18 protein-coding genes are annotated in these 19,798 nt (G+C 66.9%); 11 read left to right on the plus strand and 7 right to left on the minus strand.

All coding sequences use genetic code 11. The annotated features are described in order from the left end of the window. Window positions 1–79: 79 nt before the first annotated feature. From H9654_RS08430 to H9654_RS08440, 3 genes are read right to left on the minus strand one after another with little or no spacing between them, the layout of a single operon-like run. Window positions 80–2,062, minus strand: coding sequence for an acetyl-CoA carboxylase biotin carboxylase subunit (locus tag H9654_RS08430; RefSeq protein ID WP_191770584.1), 1,983 nt, complete (start codon window positions 2,060–2,062; stop codon window positions 80–82). A 26-nt stretch (window positions 2,063–2,088) separates the two neighbouring features. Beyond that, complete coding sequence (locus H9654_RS08435; protein WP_191770468.1) at window positions 2,089–3,699, minus strand: carboxyl transferase domain-containing protein; 1,611 nt, start codon at window positions 3,697–3,699, stop codon at window positions 2,089–2,091. A gap of 9 nt (window positions 3,700–3,708) precedes the next feature. Next, window positions 3,709–4,872: an isovaleryl-CoA dehydrogenase gene (locus H9654_RS08440; protein ID WP_042613707.1), complete on the minus strand. Its 1,164-nt coding sequence runs from the start codon at window positions 4,870–4,872 to the stop codon at window positions 3,709–3,711. A gap of 142 nt (window positions 4,873–5,014) precedes the next feature. Here H9654_RS08440 and H9654_RS08445 point away from each other — a divergent pair, with 142 nt between their 5' ends. The 3 genes from H9654_RS08445 (at window position 5,015) to H9654_RS08455 (ending at window position 7,927) form a co-directional block, all read left to right on the plus strand. Further along, a complete protein-coding gene (locus tag H9654_RS08445) occupies window positions 5,015–5,620 on the plus strand; it encodes a TetR/AcrR family transcriptional regulator (RefSeq protein ID WP_191770469.1) in 606 nt (201 codons plus the stop codon). 222 nt (window positions 5,621–5,842) lie between these two features. Continuing rightward, complete coding sequence (locus tag H9654_RS08450) at window positions 5,843–6,361, plus strand: c-type cytochrome (RefSeq protein ID WP_191770470.1); 519 nt, start codon at window positions 5,843–5,845, stop codon at window positions 6,359–6,361. Window positions 6,362–6,478: 117 nt separating this feature from the next. Beyond that, on the plus strand, window positions 6,479–7,927 hold the full coding sequence (locus H9654_RS08455; protein WP_191770471.1) for an ExeM/NucH family extracellular endonuclease: 1,449 nt from the start codon (window positions 6,479–6,481) through the stop codon (window positions 7,925–7,927). A 70-nt stretch (window positions 7,928–7,997) separates the two neighbouring features. Here H9654_RS08455 and H9654_RS08460 read toward each other — a convergent pair whose 3' ends face one another. The 3 genes from H9654_RS08460 to H9654_RS08470 form a co-directional block, all read right to left on the minus strand. Continuing rightward, on the minus strand, window positions 7,998–8,438 hold the full coding sequence (locus H9654_RS08460) for a DUF3011 domain-containing protein (protein ID WP_191770472.1): 441 nt from the start codon (window positions 8,436–8,438) through the stop codon (window positions 7,998–8,000). Between the two features lie 29 nt (window positions 8,439–8,467). Beyond that, on the minus strand, window positions 8,468–8,833 hold the full coding sequence (locus tag H9654_RS08465; protein WP_191770473.1) for a DUF3011 domain-containing protein: 366 nt from the start codon (window positions 8,831–8,833) through the stop codon (window positions 8,468–8,470). A gap of 133 nt (window positions 8,834–8,966) precedes the next feature. Then, on the minus strand, window positions 8,967–9,824 hold the full coding sequence (locus H9654_RS08470; RefSeq protein WP_191770474.1) for an EamA/RhaT family transporter: 858 nt from the start codon (window positions 9,822–9,824) through the stop codon (window positions 8,967–8,969). A gap of 45 nt (window positions 9,825–9,869) precedes the next feature. Between H9654_RS08470 and H9654_RS08475 the strand changes: the two genes are divergently transcribed. The 7 genes from H9654_RS08475 to H9654_RS08505 all read left to right on the plus strand — a co-directional run bounded on the left by H9654_RS08475 (window position 9,870) and on the right by H9654_RS08505 (window position 18,352). Next, entirely contained in the window at window positions 9,870–10,544 is a 675-nt protein-coding gene (locus H9654_RS08475) for an alpha/beta hydrolase (protein WP_191770475.1), read from the plus strand. Further along, window positions 10,541–11,641: a cell division protein ZapE gene (gene zapE, locus H9654_RS08480; RefSeq protein ID WP_191770476.1), complete on the plus strand. Its 1,101-nt coding sequence runs from the start codon at window positions 10,541–10,543 to the stop codon at window positions 11,639–11,641. Before H9654_RS08475 ends, zapE begins: the two co-directional genes overlap by 4 nt. A gap of 618 nt (window positions 11,642–12,259) precedes the next feature. Beyond that, on the plus strand, window positions 12,260–14,656 hold the full coding sequence (locus H9654_RS08485; RefSeq protein WP_042613715.1) for a ribonucleoside-diphosphate reductase subunit alpha: 2,397 nt from the start codon (window positions 12,260–12,262) through the stop codon (window positions 14,654–14,656). Window positions 14,657–14,719: 63 nt separating this feature from the next. Further along, a complete protein-coding gene (locus tag H9654_RS08490; protein WP_042613716.1) occupies window positions 14,720–15,739 on the plus strand; it encodes a ribonucleotide-diphosphate reductase subunit beta in 1,020 nt (339 codons plus the stop codon). A 105-nt stretch (window positions 15,740–15,844) separates the two neighbouring features. Then, window positions 15,845–16,258 (plus strand): acyl-CoA thioesterase, encoded by a 414-nt coding sequence (locus H9654_RS08495; RefSeq protein ID WP_191770477.1) that lies wholly within the window; start codon window positions 15,845–15,847, stop codon window positions 16,256–16,258. A 44-nt stretch (window positions 16,259–16,302) separates the two neighbouring features. Further along, window positions 16,303–17,112: an NAD-dependent protein deacetylase gene (locus H9654_RS08500; RefSeq protein ID WP_191770478.1), complete on the plus strand. Its 810-nt coding sequence runs from the start codon at window positions 16,303–16,305 to the stop codon at window positions 17,110–17,112. Window positions 17,113–17,251: 139 nt separating this feature from the next. Beyond that, entirely contained in the window at window positions 17,252–18,352 is a 1,101-nt protein-coding gene (locus H9654_RS08505) for an NADH:flavin oxidoreductase/NADH oxidase (RefSeq protein WP_191770479.1), read from the plus strand. 120 nt (window positions 18,353–18,472) lie between these two features. Here the strand turns inward: H9654_RS08505 and H9654_RS08510 are convergent, their stop codons facing one another. Continuing rightward, the gene (locus H9654_RS08510) at window positions 18,473–19,393 is read right to left on the minus strand and encodes a LysR family transcriptional regulator (protein WP_191770480.1); all 921 of its coding nucleotides are present in this window, start codon (window positions 19,391–19,393) and stop codon (window positions 18,473–18,475) included. Between the two features lie 121 nt (window positions 19,394–19,514). Between H9654_RS08510 and H9654_RS08515 the strand changes: the two genes are divergently transcribed. Continuing rightward, window positions 19,515–19,793, plus strand: coding sequence for a DUF2798 domain-containing protein (locus tag H9654_RS08515; protein ID WP_191770481.1), 279 nt, complete (start codon window positions 19,515–19,517; stop codon window positions 19,791–19,793). Window positions 19,794–19,798: the final 5 nt, after the last annotated feature.

Consider the following 19,798-nt stretch of genomic DNA (forward strand, 5'->3'; position numbering starts at 1 on the left):
CCCCCCCCCCCCCCCCCCCCCCCCCCCCCCCGCCAGCCCGCCACCCCACCAGCCCACAGCCCCCCGCCTGGCCGCAACGCTACACCGCCTCGAAATCCACCAGCACCGCGCCGTCGCCCACCTGTTCCCCGGCCTTCGCGCGATAGCCGTGCACGGTGCCGTCGGCCGGCGCGGCCAGCGTGTGTTCCATCTTCATCGCCTCCAGCACCACCAGCGGCGTACCGCGGCTGACCTTGCTGCCCGGTTCCACCAGCGTGGCGACGATCCTGCCCGGCATCGGTGCCAGCAGGCTGCCGGCGTCCGCCGTCGCCTGCTCGGATTCGCCTACCGGGTCATGCACCGTGAAGCGCTGCTGCCCCCGCGCGGTGAACAGATAGACCTGGCCGTCATCGCGCAGCACGCCTGCACGCCAGCGCTGCCCATCCAGCGTCACGTCCAGTTGGCCGTCGGCGAAGCGGCCACTGACCTGCTGCGCCGGTTCGGCATCACGCTGCACCTGCCAGCCATCCGGCTGCGTCCACACCCGCAGCGTGTGCTGGTGCTCGCCCTGCTGCAGCGGAAGCAGACGCGAGGCTGAAGCCCCGATCCGCCAGCCATCCTGTGCCTGCCAAGGTGAGCGCGGATCGCGCGCATCAACCGCTGCGCTCGCCGTGGTCACCGTGGCGGCAACCGCCGCCAGCGTCCACAGCGCTTCATCGCCCGCCGCCGGTGCGCCCAGCGCGTCCTGCTCGCGCTCGATCAACGCCGTGTCCAGCTTCGCCTGCGAGAACGAAGCGGTGCCCACCAGCCGCCGCAGGAAGCCGGCATTGGTGGTCACGCCCACCACCCGGCAGGCGGCCAACGCCTGCTGCATGCGGCGCACCGCCGCCTCGCGGTCCATGTCCCAGACGATCAGCTTGGCGATCATCGGATCGTAGAAAGGCGTAATGGTGTCGCCCTGCTCAACGCCCGTATCCACGCGCACATGCGCGCTTTCCAGCGGCAGGCGCAGGTGGCGCAGCGTGCCGATGGAGGGCAGGAACCCCTTGTCGGCGTCCTCGGCATACAGCCGCGCTTCCAGCGCATGGCCGCAGATCGCCAGCTCGTCCTGGCGCTTGGGCAGCGGCTGGCCGGCAGCCACGCTCAGCTGCCACGCCACCAGATCGGTGCCGGTGATGAACTCGGTCACCGGGTGTTCCACCTGCAGCCGGGTGTTCATTTCCATGAAGTAGAAATCGCCCTCCGGCGAGGCAATGAACTCCACCGTGCCGGCACCCACGTAACCCACCGCGCGCGCGGCATCCACCGCGGCCTTGCCCATCGCAGCGCGACGCTCGGCGGTCATGCCCGGGGCCGGTGCTTCTTCCAGCACCTTCTGGTGGCGGCGCTGCACCGAGCAGTCGCGCTCGAACAGGTGCACCACGTTGCCGTGGCCGTCGCCGAACACCTGGATCTCGATATGGCGCGGCCGCAGTACATACTTTTCGACCAGCACGTGGTCATTGCCGAAGGCCGAACGCGCTTCGCGCTGGCAGCTGGCCAGCGCTTCGATGAAGGCCGCGCTGTCGTCCACCCGGCGCATGCCCTTGCCGCCGCCACCGGCGCTGGCCTTGATCAGCACCGGGTAGCCGATCGCATCGGCTTGTTCGCGCAGGAACTGCGGGTCCTGGTTGTCGCCGTGGTAGCCGGGGGTCAATGGCACGCCGGCCTGCTGCATCAGCGCCTTGGCCGCGCTCTTGTCACCCATCGCGCGGATGGCGCTGGCCGGCGGACCGATGAACACCACCCCGGCAGCCGCGCACGCGTCAGCGAAGGCCGCGTTCTCCGACAGGAAGCCGTAGCCGGGATGGATCGCCTGGGCCCCACTGCGACGGGCCGCCTCCAGGATCACATCGGAACGCAGGTAGCTTTCCGCGGCCGGTGCCGGACCGATCGCGATGGCCTCGTCGGCCAGCCGCACATGGCGCGCGTTGCGGTCGGCGTCGGAATACACCGCCACCGTGGCGATGCCGAGTCTGCGGCAGGTTGCAATGACGCGGCAGGCGATCTCGCCGCGGTTGGCGATCAGGATCTTGGTGAACATCAGGGAGGGCTCGGTCATGGCGCAGGTCACATGCGGAACACGCCGAAGCGTGTCTCGCGGGCCGGGGCGTTGAGGCTGGCCGACAAGGCCAGGGCCAGCACGCGGCGGGTGTCGGCAGGATCGATGATGCCGTCGTCCCACAGCCGCGCGCTGGCGTAGTAGGGGTGTCCCTGGCGTTCGAACTGGTCGCGGATCGGCGCCTTGAAGGCGTCTTCCTCTTCAGCGGCCCAGGCACCGCCCTTGGCCTCGATGCCATCGCGCTTGACCGTGGCCAGCACGCTGGCGGCCTGCTCGCCGCCCATCACCCCGATGCGTGCGTTGGGCCACATCCACAGGAAATTGGGCGAGTAGGCGCGGCCGCACATGCCGTAGTTGCCGGCCCCGAACGAACCGCCGATCACCACCGTGAACTTCGGCACCTTCGCACACGCTACCGCCATCACCAGCTTGGCGCCGTCCTTGGCGATGCCGCCCTGTTCGTACTTGCGGCCCACCATGAAGCCGGTGATGTTCTGCAGGAACACCAGCGGGCTGTTGCGCTGGGTGCACAGTTCGATGAAGTGCGCGCCCTTCAGCGCGGACTCGGAAAACAGGATGCCGTTGTTGGCGATGATGCCCACCGGATAACCATGCAGGTGGGCAAAGCCGGTGACCAGGGTGCTGCCGTAGCGCGGCTTGAACTCATCGAACCGCGATCCGTCCACCAACCGGGCGATCACCTCGCGCACGTCGAACGGCTTGCGCGTATCGGCCGGGATCACGCCATACAGCTCATCTGCCGGGAACAACGGCGCTTCCACCGGCTGCAGCGCCATCGCCGGCTCCGGCTTGCGCCAGTTGAGCTGGGCGATGATCGCGCGCACCCGCGCCAGCGCCTGCAGGTCGTTATCGGCCATGTGGTCGGCCACGCCGGAAAGCCGCGTGTGCACGTCGGCACCGCCGAGGTCTTCGGCGCTGACCACTTCACCGGTGGCGGCCTTCACCAGCGGCGGACCGCCCAGGAAGATCGTGCCCTGCTCGCGCACGATCACTGTTTCATCGCTCATCGCCGGCACGTAAGCGCCGCCGGCGGTGCAGCTGCCCATCACGCAGGCGATCTGCGGGATGCCCTGCGCGGACAGGTTGGCCTGGTTGTAGAAGATGCGGCCGAAGTGGTCGCGGTCCGGGAACACCTCGTCCTGCAGCGGCAGGAAGGCGCCGCCGGAATCGACCAGATAGATGCACGGCAGGCGGTTCTGCTCGGCGATCTCCTGCGCACGCAGGTGCTTCTTCACCGTCATCGGGTAATACGTGCCGCCCTTGACCGTGGCATCGTTGGCCACGATCACGCATTCCACCCCGCTCACCCGGCCAATGCCGGCCACCACGCCGGCGCAGGGCACGGCGTCTTCATACATCCCGTGCGCGGCCAGCGGGGCGATTTCCAGGAAGGCGCTGCCGACATCCAGCAGCGCATCGATGCGCTCGCGCACCAGCAGCTTGCCGCGCGCGGTGTGCTTGTTGCGTGCCGCCTCGCTGCCGCCCAGCGCGGTACGCGCCAAGGTGGCATGCAGGTCATCGACCACCGCCTGCATGGCGCTGCGGTTGCTTTCGAAAGGTTCGCTGCCGGCTCGCAGCTGGGTGTTCAGAATGCTCATGGAAGGCCCTTACAGCGTGCGCTGGAACAGTTCGCGACCGATCAGCATGCGGCGGATTTCCGAGGTACCCGCGCCGATTTCATACAGCTTGGCATCGCGCCACAAGCGGCCGGTGGGGTATTCGTTGATGTAGCCGTTGCCGCCCAGGATCTGGATCGCCTGGCCGGTCAGCCAGGTGGCTTTCTCGGCCGCGTACAGGATGGCGCCGGCCGAATCCTGGCGGGTGGTGCGGCCCTGGTCGCAGGCGCGCGCCACCGCATAGACGTAGGCACGGCACGCGCCGAGGCCGACGTACATATCGGCGATCTTGGCCTGGATCAGCTGGAAGCTGCCGATGGCTTCGCCGAACTGGTGGCGCTCGTGCACGTACGGCATCACCACGTCCATCGCCGCGGCCATCAGCCCCAGCGGGCCGCCGGACAGCACCACGCGCTCGTAATCCAGCCCGGACATCAGCACGCGCACGCCACTGCCTTCCTGGCCGAGCACGTTCTCCGCCGGCACTTCGCAGTCCTGGAACACCAGTTCGCTGGTGGGCGAGGAGCGCATGCCGAGCTTGTCCAGCTTCTGCGCGGTGCTGAAACCCTTCATGCCTTTTTCCACCAGGAAGGCGGTGATGCCCTTCGCGCCGGCGTCCGGATCGGTCTTGGCATACACCACCAGCACGTCGGCATCCGGGCCGTTGGTGATCCACATCTTGTTGCCGTTGAGCACGTAGCGGTCGCCACGTTTCTCGGCACGCAGCTTCATCGATACCACGTCCGAGCCTGCACCCGGCTCGCTCATCGCCAGCGCGCCGACCAGCTCGCCGCTGCACAGGCCCGGCAGGAAGCGCTGCTTCTGCGCTTCGGTCCCGTTCTTGCGCAGCTGGTTCACGCACAGGTTGGAGTGCGCGCCGTAGGAAAGGCCGATGCCGCCGGAGGCACGCGAGACTTCTTCCATCGCCACCACATGGGCCAGGTAACCCATGCCGGTGCCGCCGTATTCCTCTTCGACGGTCATGCCGAGCAGGCCCTGCTCGCCCAGCTTGCGCCACAGCGCCAGCGGGAACTGGTTGGTTTCATCGGCGTGGGCGGCCAACGGCGCGATCTCGGCGGCGGCGAACTGGGCCACGCTGTCGCGCAGCAGGTCGATGTCTTCGCCAAGGTCGAAATTCAGGGAGGGAACGTGCATGCGGGCGACTCCACGGACAGGCGGCGGGTAGGGGGCGCACCGGAGGGGAGCAGGCAAGGCACCTGCGCGGGCGATAGCCCAGACTAGCCCGGATCGAAGAAAAAGTGAACACAAGTTCAAAAATTGAATCTACAATCACCGCATGGCTTACAAGCGCTCACCGCTGATGGAAGAACGGATGGCCGGAGCGCGCGAGCGGATCCTGGTGGCGGCCCGTGAACTGGTCGCGGCGGGCGGTTACCGCAATGCGCCGGTGACTGCCGTCGCGGCCCAGGCGGGGGTGTCCACCGGGTTGATCTACCGTCACTTTCCGTCCAAGGCCGAGCTGTTCGTGGAGGTGTTGAGCGCGGCGGTGGCGCACGAGGTCGACATCCTGGAAGGCATCGCCGCCGGCCCCGAACCGGCACCGCAGCGGCTGCGGCTGGCGATCACCGCCTTCGTGCGGCGCGCGCTGGCCGGGCCCGGGCTGGCGCATGCCTTCATCGTCGAACCGGTCGACCCGGAGGTGGAAGCCGAGCGCATGCGCGGGCGGCGGCGCTTCGGCGGCGTGTTCCGCCGGCTGGTGCAGGACGGCATCGCAAGTGGTGCGTTCCCCGCGCAGGATGCAGACGTCACCGCCGCCTGCATCGTCGGTGCCTTCACCGAAGCCCTGGTCGGCCCGACCGCGCCCAGCCGCCAGGCCCATCGCGACGAGCACGCCCTGGCTGACTCGATCAGCGCGTTCTGCCTGCGTGCCGCCGGCGGCTGATCACCGTCCGGTCGCTGACGACCCTCTTGGTGGGTGACGACCGCTGGTCGTCACATGCCTGCAGAGGGTAGCGGCCAGCCACCCTCGGCGAGCGCAGCGGCCTGGCCTCCGCTTTCCATGCTGCACTGCGCTGTTGTCCCCGGCGAGGCCCGTTCTATACTCGGGCAGCAGGCTCATACGCTCAGCCGTGGTCCATCGACTATCAGCCAGGGGTAACGAAGAGTGCGGAATCACGATCTTGAGTTCCTGAAACGCTTTTCCATGGTCATCGGCCTGCTGGCCGTGATCACCTTGGGGTTGATCTTCCTGGCCGCCTGGCTGCACACCCGGATTCCTGCCGAGGTATCGCCCACGGCGGTGGCGCGGACCGGCCAGCGCATCGCCCCGTCCGGCGCGGTCTATGCCGGCAGCACCGGCGCCTCGGCGCAGGCGGCAGCCCAGGCGGCCGCGCTGGCGAAGGCCGCCTCGCAGGTGGCCTACGGCGGCACCACCGACGGCAAAGTGATCTACGACAACCTCTGCACCGCCTGCCACACCACCGGTGTCGGCCTGGCCCCCACGCTGGATCATTCGCACTGGGATGGGCGCATCGCGCAGGGCAAGGAAACCCTCTACAAGCATGCCATCGAGGGCTACACCGGCCCGGACGGCGGCATCATGCCACCCAAGGGCGGCAACCCTGCGCTCAGCGAAGAGCAGATTCACGCCACGGTCGACTGGATGATCGGCAACCTGAAATAGGGTGCACCATGCCGCCTGTGGCCGCTGGTCCCATGACGCATCAGGCTTTCATGTTTTGTGGTTACAGTGGCGACCTGTCCCTTCCGTTGCCGCTGTAACCGTCTGGAGCCGTTGTCGATGCGTCGTTGCCTGCTTGCCTTTGCCGTGGCCTTGTCCGTTTCCCCCGCCTTCGCCCAGCCGCAGCCGCAGCCTGCGCCACAGGCGATGCCCGGCCAGTTGGCCAGCGCCGACGGCGCGACGATCACCCTTGCCCGTGCGCCCAGCGACTGGCGTGCACTGGATGGCAAGTACGTTCGCATCGCCGCCCCGCTCACCCTGGCCGGCACTGACGGTCTGGAGCGTTTCGGCCAGCTCACCGTGGCCTTCGAAGGCCGCCTGTGGCAGCCCACCGAAGTGGCCGCGCCCGGCAGCGCCGGCTACAGCCAGGTGATCGCCGACAACCAGCGCCGGCGCCTGTTGCTGGACGACGGCAGCGATGCCCGCGATCCGCAGCAGGTGCCGTACCTGGCTGCCGATGCGGTGCTGCGCACCGGCATGCAGCTGCGCGGCGTGGAGGGTCGGGTACGCGTGGACGCACAAGGCCGCGCCAGCCTGCAGCTGGGCCGCGCGCTGGCTCTGCCTTCGCTGCAGCGCCCGGCGGTGCCGCAGGTGGACGGTTCGCTGAAGGTGGCCGCCTTCAACCTCGAAAATTTCTTCAATGGCGACGGCAAGGGCGGCGGCTTCCCCACCCTGCGCGGCGCCAGGACGCTGGAAGAGCACCACGCGCAGCTGAAGAAGCTGATCGCCACCATCGCCCCGCTGGACGCTGACGTGGCCGCGCTGATGGAGCTGGAGAACGATGGCTACGGCCCGCAGTCGGCCATTGCCACGCTGGTGGATGCGATCAATGCCGCCCCCGGCAGCCACGCCGACTGGCGCTTCGTCGATGCCGGCAAGGGCCCGGGGGAGAATCCGATCCGGGTCGGCATCATCTACCGGTCCAGCCGGCTGACCGCGCTCGGCAAGCCGGCCACTCTGGAAGGCGGTACCTTCGTCGAGCACAGCCGGGTGCCGCTGGCACAGGCCTTCCAGGCCAAAGGCGGTGCGCCCTTCATGGTGGTCGCCAATCATTTCAAGTCCAAGGGCTGCCGCGATGCCAGTGGCGCCGATGCCGACCACGATGATGGCCAGGGCTGCTGGAATGCCACACGGGTAACATCGGCCCAGCAGCTGAACACCTGGATGCAGGGCGACCCGACCGGCACCGGCACGCGGGATGCGGTGCTGCTGGGCGACTTCAATGCCTATGCGATGGAAGATCCGATCCGCGCGCTGCGCAGTGCCGGCTGGCAGGACGCCTTCGCCGTGGCCAAGGTGGAGCGTCCCTACAGCTACGTCTACAACGGCTACAGCGGTCGCCTGGACCATGCGCTGCTCAATGAAGGCATGGCCAGACGCCTAGCTGGCGCGGCTGAGTGGCACAGCAATGCCGACGAGATGGATGCCAGTGGCTACCAGAAGCGCGACGTAGCGGGGCCGTGGCGCAGCTCGGACCACGACCCGCTGCTGCTGGGGTTTGATCGCTGAGCAAGGTGCGGACCCTGCCTGCGAAGTGACCACGGTGGCTGCTCATTGAGCCGTGGCGCGCAACCCCGGTTCAACGCCAGTAGTAACGATCGATCGTGAACGTCGCCCTGCATCCGTTGGCGACCCAGATGGCGCCGCTGTCCTGGCCCCAATCGCGCCCCTGCCGGCAGGGCGCGCGTGATTCCTGTTGGGTCAGGTAAACGGTGTCGCGGTGCGAAAGCTGCACCTCGCAGCGCACATAGCGCTGGTCATGGCTGCTGCAGCTGACCAACTGCGAACTGCGGTCCGCGCGGGGACGAACCACGACCGTTTCGTCATGACGCGGGCGGGGATAGGGATAGGGATAGGGAGGTGCGACCTGCGGTATGACCACCGTAGTGGAGGGATCATACGGATCGATGGGATAAGCAGGCACCGAGCGGTGCTGCGCCAGCGCTGCGCCGGCCGATGCGCTGGCGGCGAGGATGCAGGCGACGCCGAGGCGGCGCCCCGTGCAGGTGTGTTTCAACATGTCCGGCTCCTGCTGAAAAGGGCTGCGTCTCAGCGCCAGTAGTAACGTTCAATGCGGAACGTGGCTCGGCATCCGTTGGATACCCAGAGCGCACCGCGCTCCTTGCCCCAGTCACGTCCCTGCACGCAGGGCGCACTGGATTCCTGCTGGATGAGATGCACGCTGTCACGATCTGACAGCTGCACATCACACCGTGTGTAGCGCCGGTCCTGGCTGCTGCAGCTGACGACCTGCGAGCTGGTATCGCCACGCGGGTAAGGAGGCGCTATGACGGCCGGCGGTGGGACATAGATCGGTGCCACCGGCACCGTGTAATAGCCGTAATCGCTGCTGCAGCCGGCGATGGCGGCCAGGCCGAGGCTTGCGATCCACCTCGGGCTCTTCTTGTCGATCATCCGATCACCTTCTTACTGGCGGGTAAGTCGAACCCTACCGGTGTTCCTTCAGCCAGAGGCGTCAGATAGGTCCTATCAATCAAGCAGCTTCACCGCGTGTTCAAGCGCCGCCGCGCGATCGTTGGTTGCGCCGTCATCCCACTGCGATGAGATAGATCGCAATCACCGCCAATGCCAGGCCGAGCCGGTTCCCCACGCTGGTGCGTTCGCCGAAGCCGAACACGCCGACCAGCGCGCCCAGCACGACCACGCCGATGTTCATGCCGGCGAACACCGTGGCCGGGCTGTCGGGCAACGCCTGGTGCGCATGCACGTAGAACAGGATGTTGCCGCCGTTGAGCAGGCCGAGCAGGGCGCCGGCACCGAGGTTGCGCCACGCCAGCCGGCTACGGCCCCGGGCGTGGCGCCATAGCTGCAGGGCCAGCATCAGCAGGAAGGCCAGGCTGAAGCACAGCAGCAGCGCGGCCATCGACGGAGTGCCGGACAGGGCGACCTTCTTCAGCAGGATGTCCACCGCAGCGAAGCCGAACCACACGCCGAGCAGCCAACGCCAGCCTGCCGGCGCGGTGTCCACTGCCGGACCACGCGGCCGCACGCTGATGGCCAGCATCGCCACAAGTCCCAGGCCCAGGCCTGCCAGTTTCCACGGCGTGGCGGTCTGGCCAAAGAAGGCAAACGCGGCCAGCAGCGAAAGCAGCAGCGATAGTCGCTGCGCCACGTCACTGCGTACGATGCCGGCCACCGCCACCGCGCGGCCCAGCACCAGGAAGATCGCCGGCAGGATCACCGCCAGCGCCAACAGGGCCGCCCACGGGGCGTGGCTGGAGTGCAGCGAGGACAACGGCGGGCGCAGCACCAGGCCGGTCATCGCTGCGGCCACCAGGTAATTCCAGGTCACCATCTGGCCCACGTCCAGCTGCTGGCGACGTGCGAGCTTCAGCATCACCGACACCAGCACGCTGCAGATCACCGCGAATACAAGGAAGTACATGGGGGCCGGGAGCAGGGGACGGGTGGGGGACGCTATCATGTTGCCATGCGCAATCCTCCTTTCCCCCCGCAGTCGGACACCCTCGTGCTTGCTGGACCGGTCGGTCCGCTGGACCTCGCGGTTGATCTGCCCAAGCCGGAGGTGCCGGCCCAGCCGGTGACCGCCATCGTCTGCCACCCGCTGTCCACCGAGGGCGGCACGATGCACAACAAGGTGGTCACCATGGCCGCCAACACGCTGCGCGACCTCGGCGTGGCGACGGTGCGTTTCAACTTCCGCAGTGTCGGCGAATCGGCCGGCCGCTTTGACCACGGCAACGGCGAACAGGACGACCTGAAGGCCGTGGTGGCCTGGGTGCGCGAACAGCGCCCGGACGATCAGGTGTGGTTGGTGGGCTTCAGCTTCGGTGCCTTCGTTTCGTTGAAAGTCACCGCCGACGTGCAGCCGCAGGCGCTGGTGTCGATCGCTCCGCCGGCCGGCCGCTGGGACTTCGGCGGCATCCAGCCGCCTGCCCAGTGGCTTGTGATCCAGGGCGAGCAGGACGAGATCGTCGACCCACAGGCCGTGTATGACTGGCTGGAGACCGTGGACGCGCCGCATGAGCTGGTGCGCATGCCCGACACCAGCCACTTCTTCCACCGCAAGCTGATCGACCTGCGCGGGGCGATCACCCACGGGGTAAAGCGCTGGCTGCCGTTGCAAGCGGATCCGGCGGCATGAGCGAGGCGGTGATGACTCCTTCGCGGCGCTATGCCGAGGGCGTGGCGCGCGGTGAATGGCAGGATGACCCGGCCCAGCACGCCGCACTGGCCGAACTGGACCGCATCCATCTGGCGCTGCTGGAAGATGCCGACGACGGCTGGCTGGACCGGTTGTCCTCGTTCTTCAAGAAGCCCGAAGCGGTCAAGGGCCTGTATTTCTGGGGCGGCGTCGGCCGCGGCAAGACCTTCCTGGTGGACCTGTTCTACGACGGGCTGCCGATCCAGCAGAAGTACCGCACGCACTTCCACCGGTTCATGCGCGGCATCCACGAACGCCTGCGCGAACACCAGGGGCAGAGCGATCCGTTGGCGAAGATTGCCCAGGAGTGGCGCAGCAAGCTGCGCGTGCTGGTGCTGGACGAATTCTTCGTCACCGACATCGGCGATGCGATGCTGCTGGCGCGCCTGCTGGAGCGCCTGTTCGCCGAGGGCGTGACCCTGGTGACCACCTCCAACACGGCAGTGGAAAACCTGTACCTCAACGGCCTGCAGCGCGACAGCTTCCTGCCGGCCATCGACCTGCTGCAGCGCTACTGCGTGGAGCTGTACGCCGAAGGCACCGAGGACTACCGCATGCGCGCGCTCACCCGTTCGCCGGTGTACCGCGCGCCACTGGCGGCCGATAGCGATGCGTGGCTGGGCACGCGCTGGGCCGACCTGAGCGGCGGGCAGCCGGCGAAGGCCGGCAACATCGAGATCGAGGGCCGCAAGATCCCCGTGCGCGGGCGCGGCAAGAGCATCGCTTGGTTCGATTTCCCGGCGCTGTGCGAAGGCCCGCGCGGGCCCTCGGACTACATCGAGATCGCGCAGGAGTTCAACACCGTGCTGCTGGGCGGCATCCCCGCCTTCGACCGTAACAACGAAGACGCCGCGCGGCGCTTCGTCAACCTGATCGACGAACTGTACGACCGCCACGTCAACCTGGTCTGCACCGCCACCACCTCGCCGATCGAGCTGTACACCGGCAACCGCCTGCAGGGCGCCTTCGAGCGCACCGCCTCGCGCCTGATCGAAATGCAGAGCGCCGAATACCTGGGCACCGCGCACAAAGCCTGAAAAAGGGGACGGAGGGGACTAAGGCGCAAATGACCCGAAGGCGGCCATTTGCGCCTTAGTCCCCTCCGTCCCCTTTTTGGCTGCCCAGCCAGCTTCGTGCAGGCCGCGTGAGGGTCAGTGTTGCGTTGATCGTGACCCGCTGTCACATCAAAAGGGTGCCCTGCGGCCTTGACTGCGCACCCGTTTCTGGCGGGTAGCGCCCCTGCGGGGCGGGCCCGAAACCGCTGGTCCTTGCGCCACAAGGGATTAGGAGAAATCCCTACATTTGGCGTTGACGGACCCCCTTACCCCCACTATCTTGTGGCCGTCGGTGTCTTCGACCACAAGTCGAGGGCACGGACGGGAAGCTTGGATCCCTGCATGCAGGGACTCCGGCACTGCCCCGCAACGGTACTTTCGGGAGCCTTTCCGTCTTGCCGACAGCCGCATGTGCACATGTGCGGCGCTGGCTGCGTGATCTCTGATCGGATGACAGGTTTTGCAGGGTGCGGTGTGCGGGCTTTCCGTCGCCGTCGCGCCTTGTGCGACACCTCTCTTTCATCCTTGGATTGATCCGCACCGGAACGTGCCTGCCCAGGCGCGCCGTGCATCCCATCTCACGCCCAGAGGACCACCGCCGTGACCACCGAAAACAGTGCCACCATCGACAAGGAAAGCGAGTTCCTGCTTACGTCGCCGCCGACTGCCAACACCATGAGTGTGACCAAGCGCAACGGTACGACCGAGCTGGTGGACCTGAACAAGATCGTGCGCGCGGTGCAGCGTTCCTCGGAAGGCCTGCATTCGGTCGATCCGATGCGCGTGGCCACCCGCACCATTTCCGGCCTGTACAACGGCGCCACCACGCAGGAGCTGGACGAGCTGTCCATCCGCACCTCCGCCCTGCTGATCGGTGAAGAGCCCGAGTACGGCCGCCTGGCCGCGCGCCTGCTGGCCAACTTCATCGCCAAGGAAGTGTCCAACCAGGAGATCCACGCGTTCTCCCAGTCGGTCGGCCGTGGCCACGAAGTGGGCCTGATCAACGACCGCCTGCTGGGCTTCGTGCAGATCAACGCGCGCAAGCTCAACGATGCGATCGATCCGACGCTGGACCTGAACTTCGATTACTTCGGCCTGCGTACCCTGTACGACCGCTACCTGCTGCGCCATCCGCACACCCGCAAGGTGATCGAGACCCCGCAGCAGTTCTTCCTGCGCATCGCCAGCGCGCTGAGCGAAGACGTGGCCGAGACCCTGGCGCTGTACAAGCGCATGGGCAACCTGGATTACCTGCCGTCCTCGCCGACGCTGTTCAACTCGGGCACCACCCACGAGCAGCTGTCGTCCTGCTTCCTGCTGGATTCGCCGCAGGATTCGCTGGAATCCATCTATTCCAAGTACGGCGACATCGCCCAGCTGTCCAAGTTCAGCGGCGGCATCGGCGTCAGCTACACCCGTGTGCGTTCGCGTGGCTCGCTGATCAAGTCCACCAACGGCCATTCCAACGGCATCGTGCCGTGGCTGAAGACCATGGATTCCTCGGTCGCCGCGGTGAACCAGGGCGGCAAGCGCAAGGGCGCGGCCTGTGTGTACCTGGAAAGCTGGCACGCCGACATCGAGGATTTCCTCGAGCTGCGTGACAACACCGGCGACGAATCGCGCCGTGCGCACAACCTGAACCTTGCCAACTGGATCCCGGACCTGTTCATGAAGCGCGTCGAGGCCGACCAGGAATGGTCGCTGTTCGATCCGCGCGTGGTCCCCGAGTTCACCGATCTGTTCGGCGACGCCTTCGAAGCGGCATACCTGCAGGCCGAAGCGCAGGGCAAGGCCAACCGCACCATCTCCGCACGCAAGCTGTACTCGCGGATGATGCGCACCCTGGCCGAGACCGGCAACGGCTGGATGACCTTCAAGGACAAGTGCAACCGCGCCAGCAACCAGACCCTGCGTCCGGGCAACGTGATCCACCTGTCCAACCTGTGCACCGAAATCCTGGAAGTCACCTCGGCCGAAGAGACCGCGGTGTGCAACCTGGGCTCGATCAACCTGGGCAATCATTTCGATGCCCACGGCGAGTTCGATTTCGACAAGCTGGCCGACACCGTGCGCCTGGCGATCCGCCAGCTGGACCGCGTGATCGACCTGAACTTCTACCCGATCGAATCGGCACGCCGCGGCAACCTGCGCTGGCGTCCGGTCGGCCTGGGCTGCATGGGCCTGCAGGACGTGTTCTTCCGCAAGCGCCTGGCCTTCGACAGTGCCGAAGCCCGCGCGCTGTCGAAGAAGATCGCCGAAAGCATCTACTTCCATGCGCTGGAAACCTCGGTCGAACTGGCCCAGGAACGCGGCAAGCATCCGTCCTTCGCCGACACCCGTGCGGCCAGCGGCGAGCTGCAGTTCGATGCCTGGAACGTGGTGCCGGAAGACACCGCGCGTTGGGACGCCCTGCGTGAGCGCATCAAGGAACACGGCCTGCGCAACTCGCTGATGATCGCGATCGCCCCGACCGCCACCATCGCCTCCATCGCCGGCTGCTACGAGTGCGTGGAACCGCAGGTGTCCAACCTGTTCAAGCGCGAGACCCTGTCCGGCGACTTCCTGCAGATCAACCGCTACCTGGTGACCGAGCTGAAGAAGCTGGGCCATTGGACGCCGGAAATGCGCGATGCGATCAAGCTGGCCGACGGTTCCATCCAGGGCATCGCACAGATCCCGGAAACGCTGCGTCATGTGTACCGCACCGCATGGGAACTGCCGATGCGTTCGCTGATCGACATGGCCGCCGATCGCGGCGCCTTCATCGACCAGTCCGCCTCGCTCAACCTGTTTATGGAAAGCCCGAACATCGGCGCGATGTCGTCCATGTACATGTACGCCTGGAAGCAGGGCATCAAGACCACGTACTACCTGCGTTCGCGTCCGGCCACCAAGATCGCCAAGACCACCGTCAGCAGCCACGTGGCCGCCGTCGATCCGGTCGATGCCATCGCCTGCTCGCTGGAAAATCCGGAAAGCTGCGAGGCGTGCCAGTAACACGCAGCAATGATGTAGCGCCGGGCCCTGCCCGGCGTTTTCACCCGTAAACCAGGAATCACCATGGCTGATAAACCCACCCAGATGCTGCTCGACCCAGGTTTCGAACTGACCCTGCGTCCGATGCGCTACTCGCAGTTCTACGAGATGTACCGGAACGCGATCAAGAACACCTGGACGGTGGAAGAGATCAACTTCCAGATCGACATCAGCGACCTGCATTCGAAGATGTCGCCGGCCGACCGCCACCTGATCCACCGCCTGGTTGCGTTCTTCGCCACCGGCGATTCGATCGTGTCCAACAACCTGGTGCTGAACCTGTACCAGCACCTCAATGCGCCCGAAGCGCGCATGTACCTGTCGCGCCAGCTGTATGAAGAGGCGCTGCACGTGCAGTTCTACCTGACCCTGCTGGACAACTACCTGCCGGATCCGGATGAGCGCGTCAAAGCCTTCGCTGCGGTGGAGAACATCGACTCGATCAAGAAGAAGGCCGACTTCTGCTTCAAGTGGATCGATTCCATCCAGGACCTGCGCCGGATCGAAACGCGCGACCAGCGCCGCCAGTTCCTGCTCAACCAGATCTGCTTCGCTGCCTGCATCGAAGGCCTGTTCTTCTTCGCCGCGTTCGCCTACGTGTACTACTTCCGTTCGCGTGGCCTGCTCAACGGCCTGGCGTCGGGTACCAACTGGGTGTTCCGCGATGAAAGCGCGCACATGGAGTTCGCCTTCGAGTGCGTGGACGTGATCCGCGAAGAAGAGCCGGACCTGTTCGACGATGCGATGAAGCAGCAGGTGTACGACATGCTGGCCGAAGCGATCGAGTGCGAAGTGCAGTTCGCCGAAGACGTGCTGTCCGGCGGCGTGGCGGGTATTTCCACCCGCGACATGCGCCAGTACCTGCAGCACTGCGCCGACAACCATTTCCACCGCCTGGGCATGGAAAAGAAGTACAACGTGCGCAACCCGCTGTCCTTCATGGAGCTGCAGGACGTGCAGGAGCTGACCAACTTCTTCGAACGCCGCTCCTCGGCGTACCAGGTCGGCGTGAAGGGCGAAGTCGCTTTCGATATGTCCTTCTGATGCGGTAGTGACGGCCGCTGGCCGTCAATCCGACGTCAACGCGTGACACCCAAAAGGGACGGATGCGACATAATCGCTCCGTCCCTTTCTCATGCCGGTACCCCCATGACCGCCCAGCCCGAAACCGTGCCGCCGACCGAAGTGCGCATGGCGGAGATCGTCTTCCCCAACCACACCAACCACATGGGCACGCTGTTCGGTGGCCAGGCGCTGGCATGGATGGACAAGGCGGCATTCCTGGCCGCCGCGCGTTACTCGCGCCGCACCGTGGTCACCGCGCGCAGTGACCAGGTCGATTTCAAACTGCCGATCCGCATCGGCCAGATGGTCGAAACCATTGGCCGTATCGTCGAAGTTGGCCGCAGTTCGATGAAAGTACAGGTGGAATTGATCGCCGAGGACCTGCACAACGGCGAGCGCAAGCTGTGCACCCGCGGCCACTTCGTGATGATCGCACTGGACGAGGAAGGCCATCCCACTGCTGTCCCGGCACTGCCTGAGGCCACGCCAGGCACCTGAGTCGGTGCTTGCATGGTGGCCGGGCGGCCCCCATCTGAGCGGGTATGAGCCAGCCGCTGACCGATTTCATCGCCCGCGCCCGCCGCCTGTTCGTGCTGACCGGCGCCGGTTGCAGCACTGCCTCCGGCATTCCGGATTACCGCGATGCCGATGGCCAGTGGAAGCGCACCCCGCCGGTGACCTACCAGGCCTTCATGGCCGAACCGGCGACCCGCCAGCGCTACTGGGCACGCAGCCTGGTCGGCTGGCCGCGCTTCGGCCACGCCGTGCCCAATGGCACCCATCACGCGCTGGCCGCGCTGGAAGCCAGCGGCAAGCTGGAACTGCTGCTGACCCAGAACGTGGACGTGCTGCACCAGCGTGCCGGCAGTGCCAACGTGATCGACCTGCATGGCCGGCTGGACCGCGTGCGCTGCATGGACTGCGAGCAGCGCACCGGCCGCGAGGAGCTGCAGCAGCGCCTGATGGCGGCCAACCCGGGCTGGGACGCGCTGGAAGCGGGCATCGCACCGGATGGCGATGCCGACCTGGAGACCGATTTCTCCGCCTTCAACGTGCCGGACTGCCTGCACTGCGGTGGCCTGCTGAAGCCGGACGTGGTCTTCTTCGGCGAAAACGTACCGCGCGAACGCGTCGCGGCCGTGCATGACCACCTGCAGCGCGCCGATGCGGTGCTGGTGGTGGGCTCCTCGCTGATGGTGTATTCCGGCTTCCGCTTCGTGCAGGCCGCGGCCAAGGCCGGGCTGCCGGTGGCCGCGCTGAACCGTGGCCGCACCCGCGCCGATGAACTGCTCGCCTTCAAGGACGAGCGCGACTGCGCCGAAGCCCTGGCACCGTGGCTGGCAGCATCGTGACACCCGCCGTAGTGGGTGACGACCGTTGGTCGTCACGCTCTTCATCCCACCAAAAAACCCTGTTCCAACACAGCGCTTGATCTCCAACCCCATCGGCGCTGCAATAGCCCCCTGTCTTTTTCCCCTGCGAATCCCCCACGTGAGCCAGCTGCTGTCGCCCGTCACCTTCGGGCCCCTGACCCTGCCCAACCGCATCGTGATCGCGCCGATGTGCCAGTACTCCGCCGAAAACGGCCAGGCCACGGATTGGCACACCATCCACCTGGGCAACCTGTCCCAGTCCGGCGCCGGCCTGCTGATCCTGGAAGCCACCGCCGTCGAGCCACGCGGCCGCATCAGCCATGCCGACCTGGGCCTGTGGGACGACGCCACCGAAGCGGCGCTGAACAAGGTGCTGCAGACGGTGCGCCGCTGGTCGACGATGCCGATCGGCATCCAGCTCGGCCATGCCGGTCGCAAGGCCTCGGTGTCGCGTCCGTGGGAAGGCGGCAAGCAGATTCCTGCCGATGATGACAACGGCTGGACGCCGGTCGCGCCGTCGCCGCGCCCGTTCCACGCCGGCAACCCGGCCCCGCACGAACTGACCGAAGCCGAGATCGCCGGCATCGTCGAAGCCTTCGCCGAAAGCGCACGCCGCGCCGAGCGCCTGGGTATCCAGCTGATCGAACTGCATGCCGCGCACGGTTACCTGCTGCACCAGTTCCTGTCGCCGCTGAGCAACCAGCGTACCGATGGCTACGGCGGCCCGCTGCCGAACCGCATGCGCCTGCTGATCGAGGTGTACGACGCGGTGCGTGCGGCGGTATCGCCGTCGATCGCCGTGGGCGTGCGTATTTCGGCCAGTGACTGGGTCGCCGGCGGCTGGGACATCACCCAGACCGAGACCGTGGCGATGATCCTGGAATCGCGCGGCTGCAACTTCCTGCATGTTTCCAGCGGTGGCCTGGACGAACGCCAGAAGATCGAGATCGGCCCGGGCTACCAGGTGCCATTCGCTGCGGCGATCAAGGCCAAGGGCCGCATGCCGGTGATCGCCGTGGGCCTGATCACCGAGCCCGACCAGGCCGAGTCGATCCTGCGCCACAACCACGCCGATGCCATCGCCTTGGCACGCGGCATCCTGTACGACCCGCGCTGGCCGTGGCACGCCGCCGCCGCACTCGGCGACAGCGTGGTGCCGGCCCCGCAGTACCTGCGCTGCGAACCGCGCGAAGCCCGCGGCGTCTTCGAAACGCGCTGATCCGGCAGTGACGGCCGCTGGCCGTCATGTCCTTGCCCTGGCGCCTGGTAGGTGGCGACCGTTGGTCGTCACGCTCACGCCCCCGGTGGTGACGGCTGCTGGCCGTCCGCCCGTTGACCGTCACCCCGCCGGCACCTGCCATGCCACCGGCAATCCCGCCTGCAGGTGCTCGAACAGCACGCGGATGCGCGCGGTGAAATCACGCCGGTCGCTCAGGCAGAAGAACATCTCCATCGGCTCCGGCCGCCATGCCGGATCATCGGCCAGCACGGCCTGCAGGCGGCCGTCGCGCAGATAGGGCTCGGCGACGAACGCAGCCAGCCGGGTGATGCCGCCGCCCGCCGCGGCCAGTTCGGCCAGGGCATCGATGTCGTCGCAGATCATTCCGGGCTGCATCGTCGCCTCTACGCGGCCCTGTTCGCCGACCAACCCCCAGCGCAGCGGACGGCCGTCGGCGGGGAAGCGGAACAGCAGCGCGCGGTGATTCGCCAGCTCCCCCGGCGAGGTCGGGGTGCCGGCCCGTTCCAGATAGGACGGTGCGGCGCAGAACACGAACGGGATGCGTGCCAGCGGGCGTGCCACCAGCCCATCCTGCAGCTGTGCGCCGATGCGGATGCTCACGTCCACCGACTCTTCGGCGTGGCGCACGGCGCGGTCGGACAGGCGCAGTTGCAGCTGCAGCTGCGGATACCGGCGCTGCAGCGCGGGCAGCATCGGCGCCAGCACGTGGCGCCCGAACGCGCGGCTGCAACCGATGCGCAGCGGGCCGACCGGTTCGATGTCGCCGCTGCTGACCGCGGCCTGCGCGCCGGCCAGCTCCGCTTCGATGTGCTGCACCTTGGACAGGTACAGCGCGCCGGCTTCGCTGAGGGACAGCGAACGGGTGCTGCGGTTGAACAGGCGCACGCCCAGATGCGCCTCCAGCCGGCTGATGTTCTGGCCGACCGCCGTGGCGCTGATACCGAGTGCGCGCGCGGCGCCGGCGATGCTGCCGGCTTCGGCGGTGCGGGTGAAGGTGCGGATGAGCTGGAGCAGGTTCATGACCGCACAGCCTGCCATGGCCGGGGGCAAAGTTCTGCTTCGGACTGACCCAAGCACGCAGTGGCTGCAGCCGGGATGCGCTTCGGGCATGCTGGAAGGCTGTTCCTGCACGCCCCCTTTCATGACTGATTCCACTGTATTGCCGGCCCGTCGCGGGCTGAAGTTCGGCCATCGCGCTACGCCCTATGTGTTTGCTTTTTTCATGGCCGGCATCATGGCGATGCTGATGTGCCTGGTGATCACCGCCGCGCATGCGGGGGTGGACGCGGCCTATCTGGGCCGCGTGCTGGAGGCCTATCTGCTGGCGATGCCGGTGGCGTTCTGCTGCGTGCTGGTGGTGCGCCCGCTGGTGCTGCGGCTGGTGGCACTGACGGTTCATCCGCCGGAGACCAATCGGTAGCCCCG

This window comes from Stenotrophomonas lacuserhaii, from assembly GCF_014836545.1.
Taxonomy (GTDB): domain Bacteria; phylum Pseudomonadota; class Gammaproteobacteria; order Xanthomonadales; family Xanthomonadaceae; genus Stenotrophomonas; species Stenotrophomonas lacuserhaii.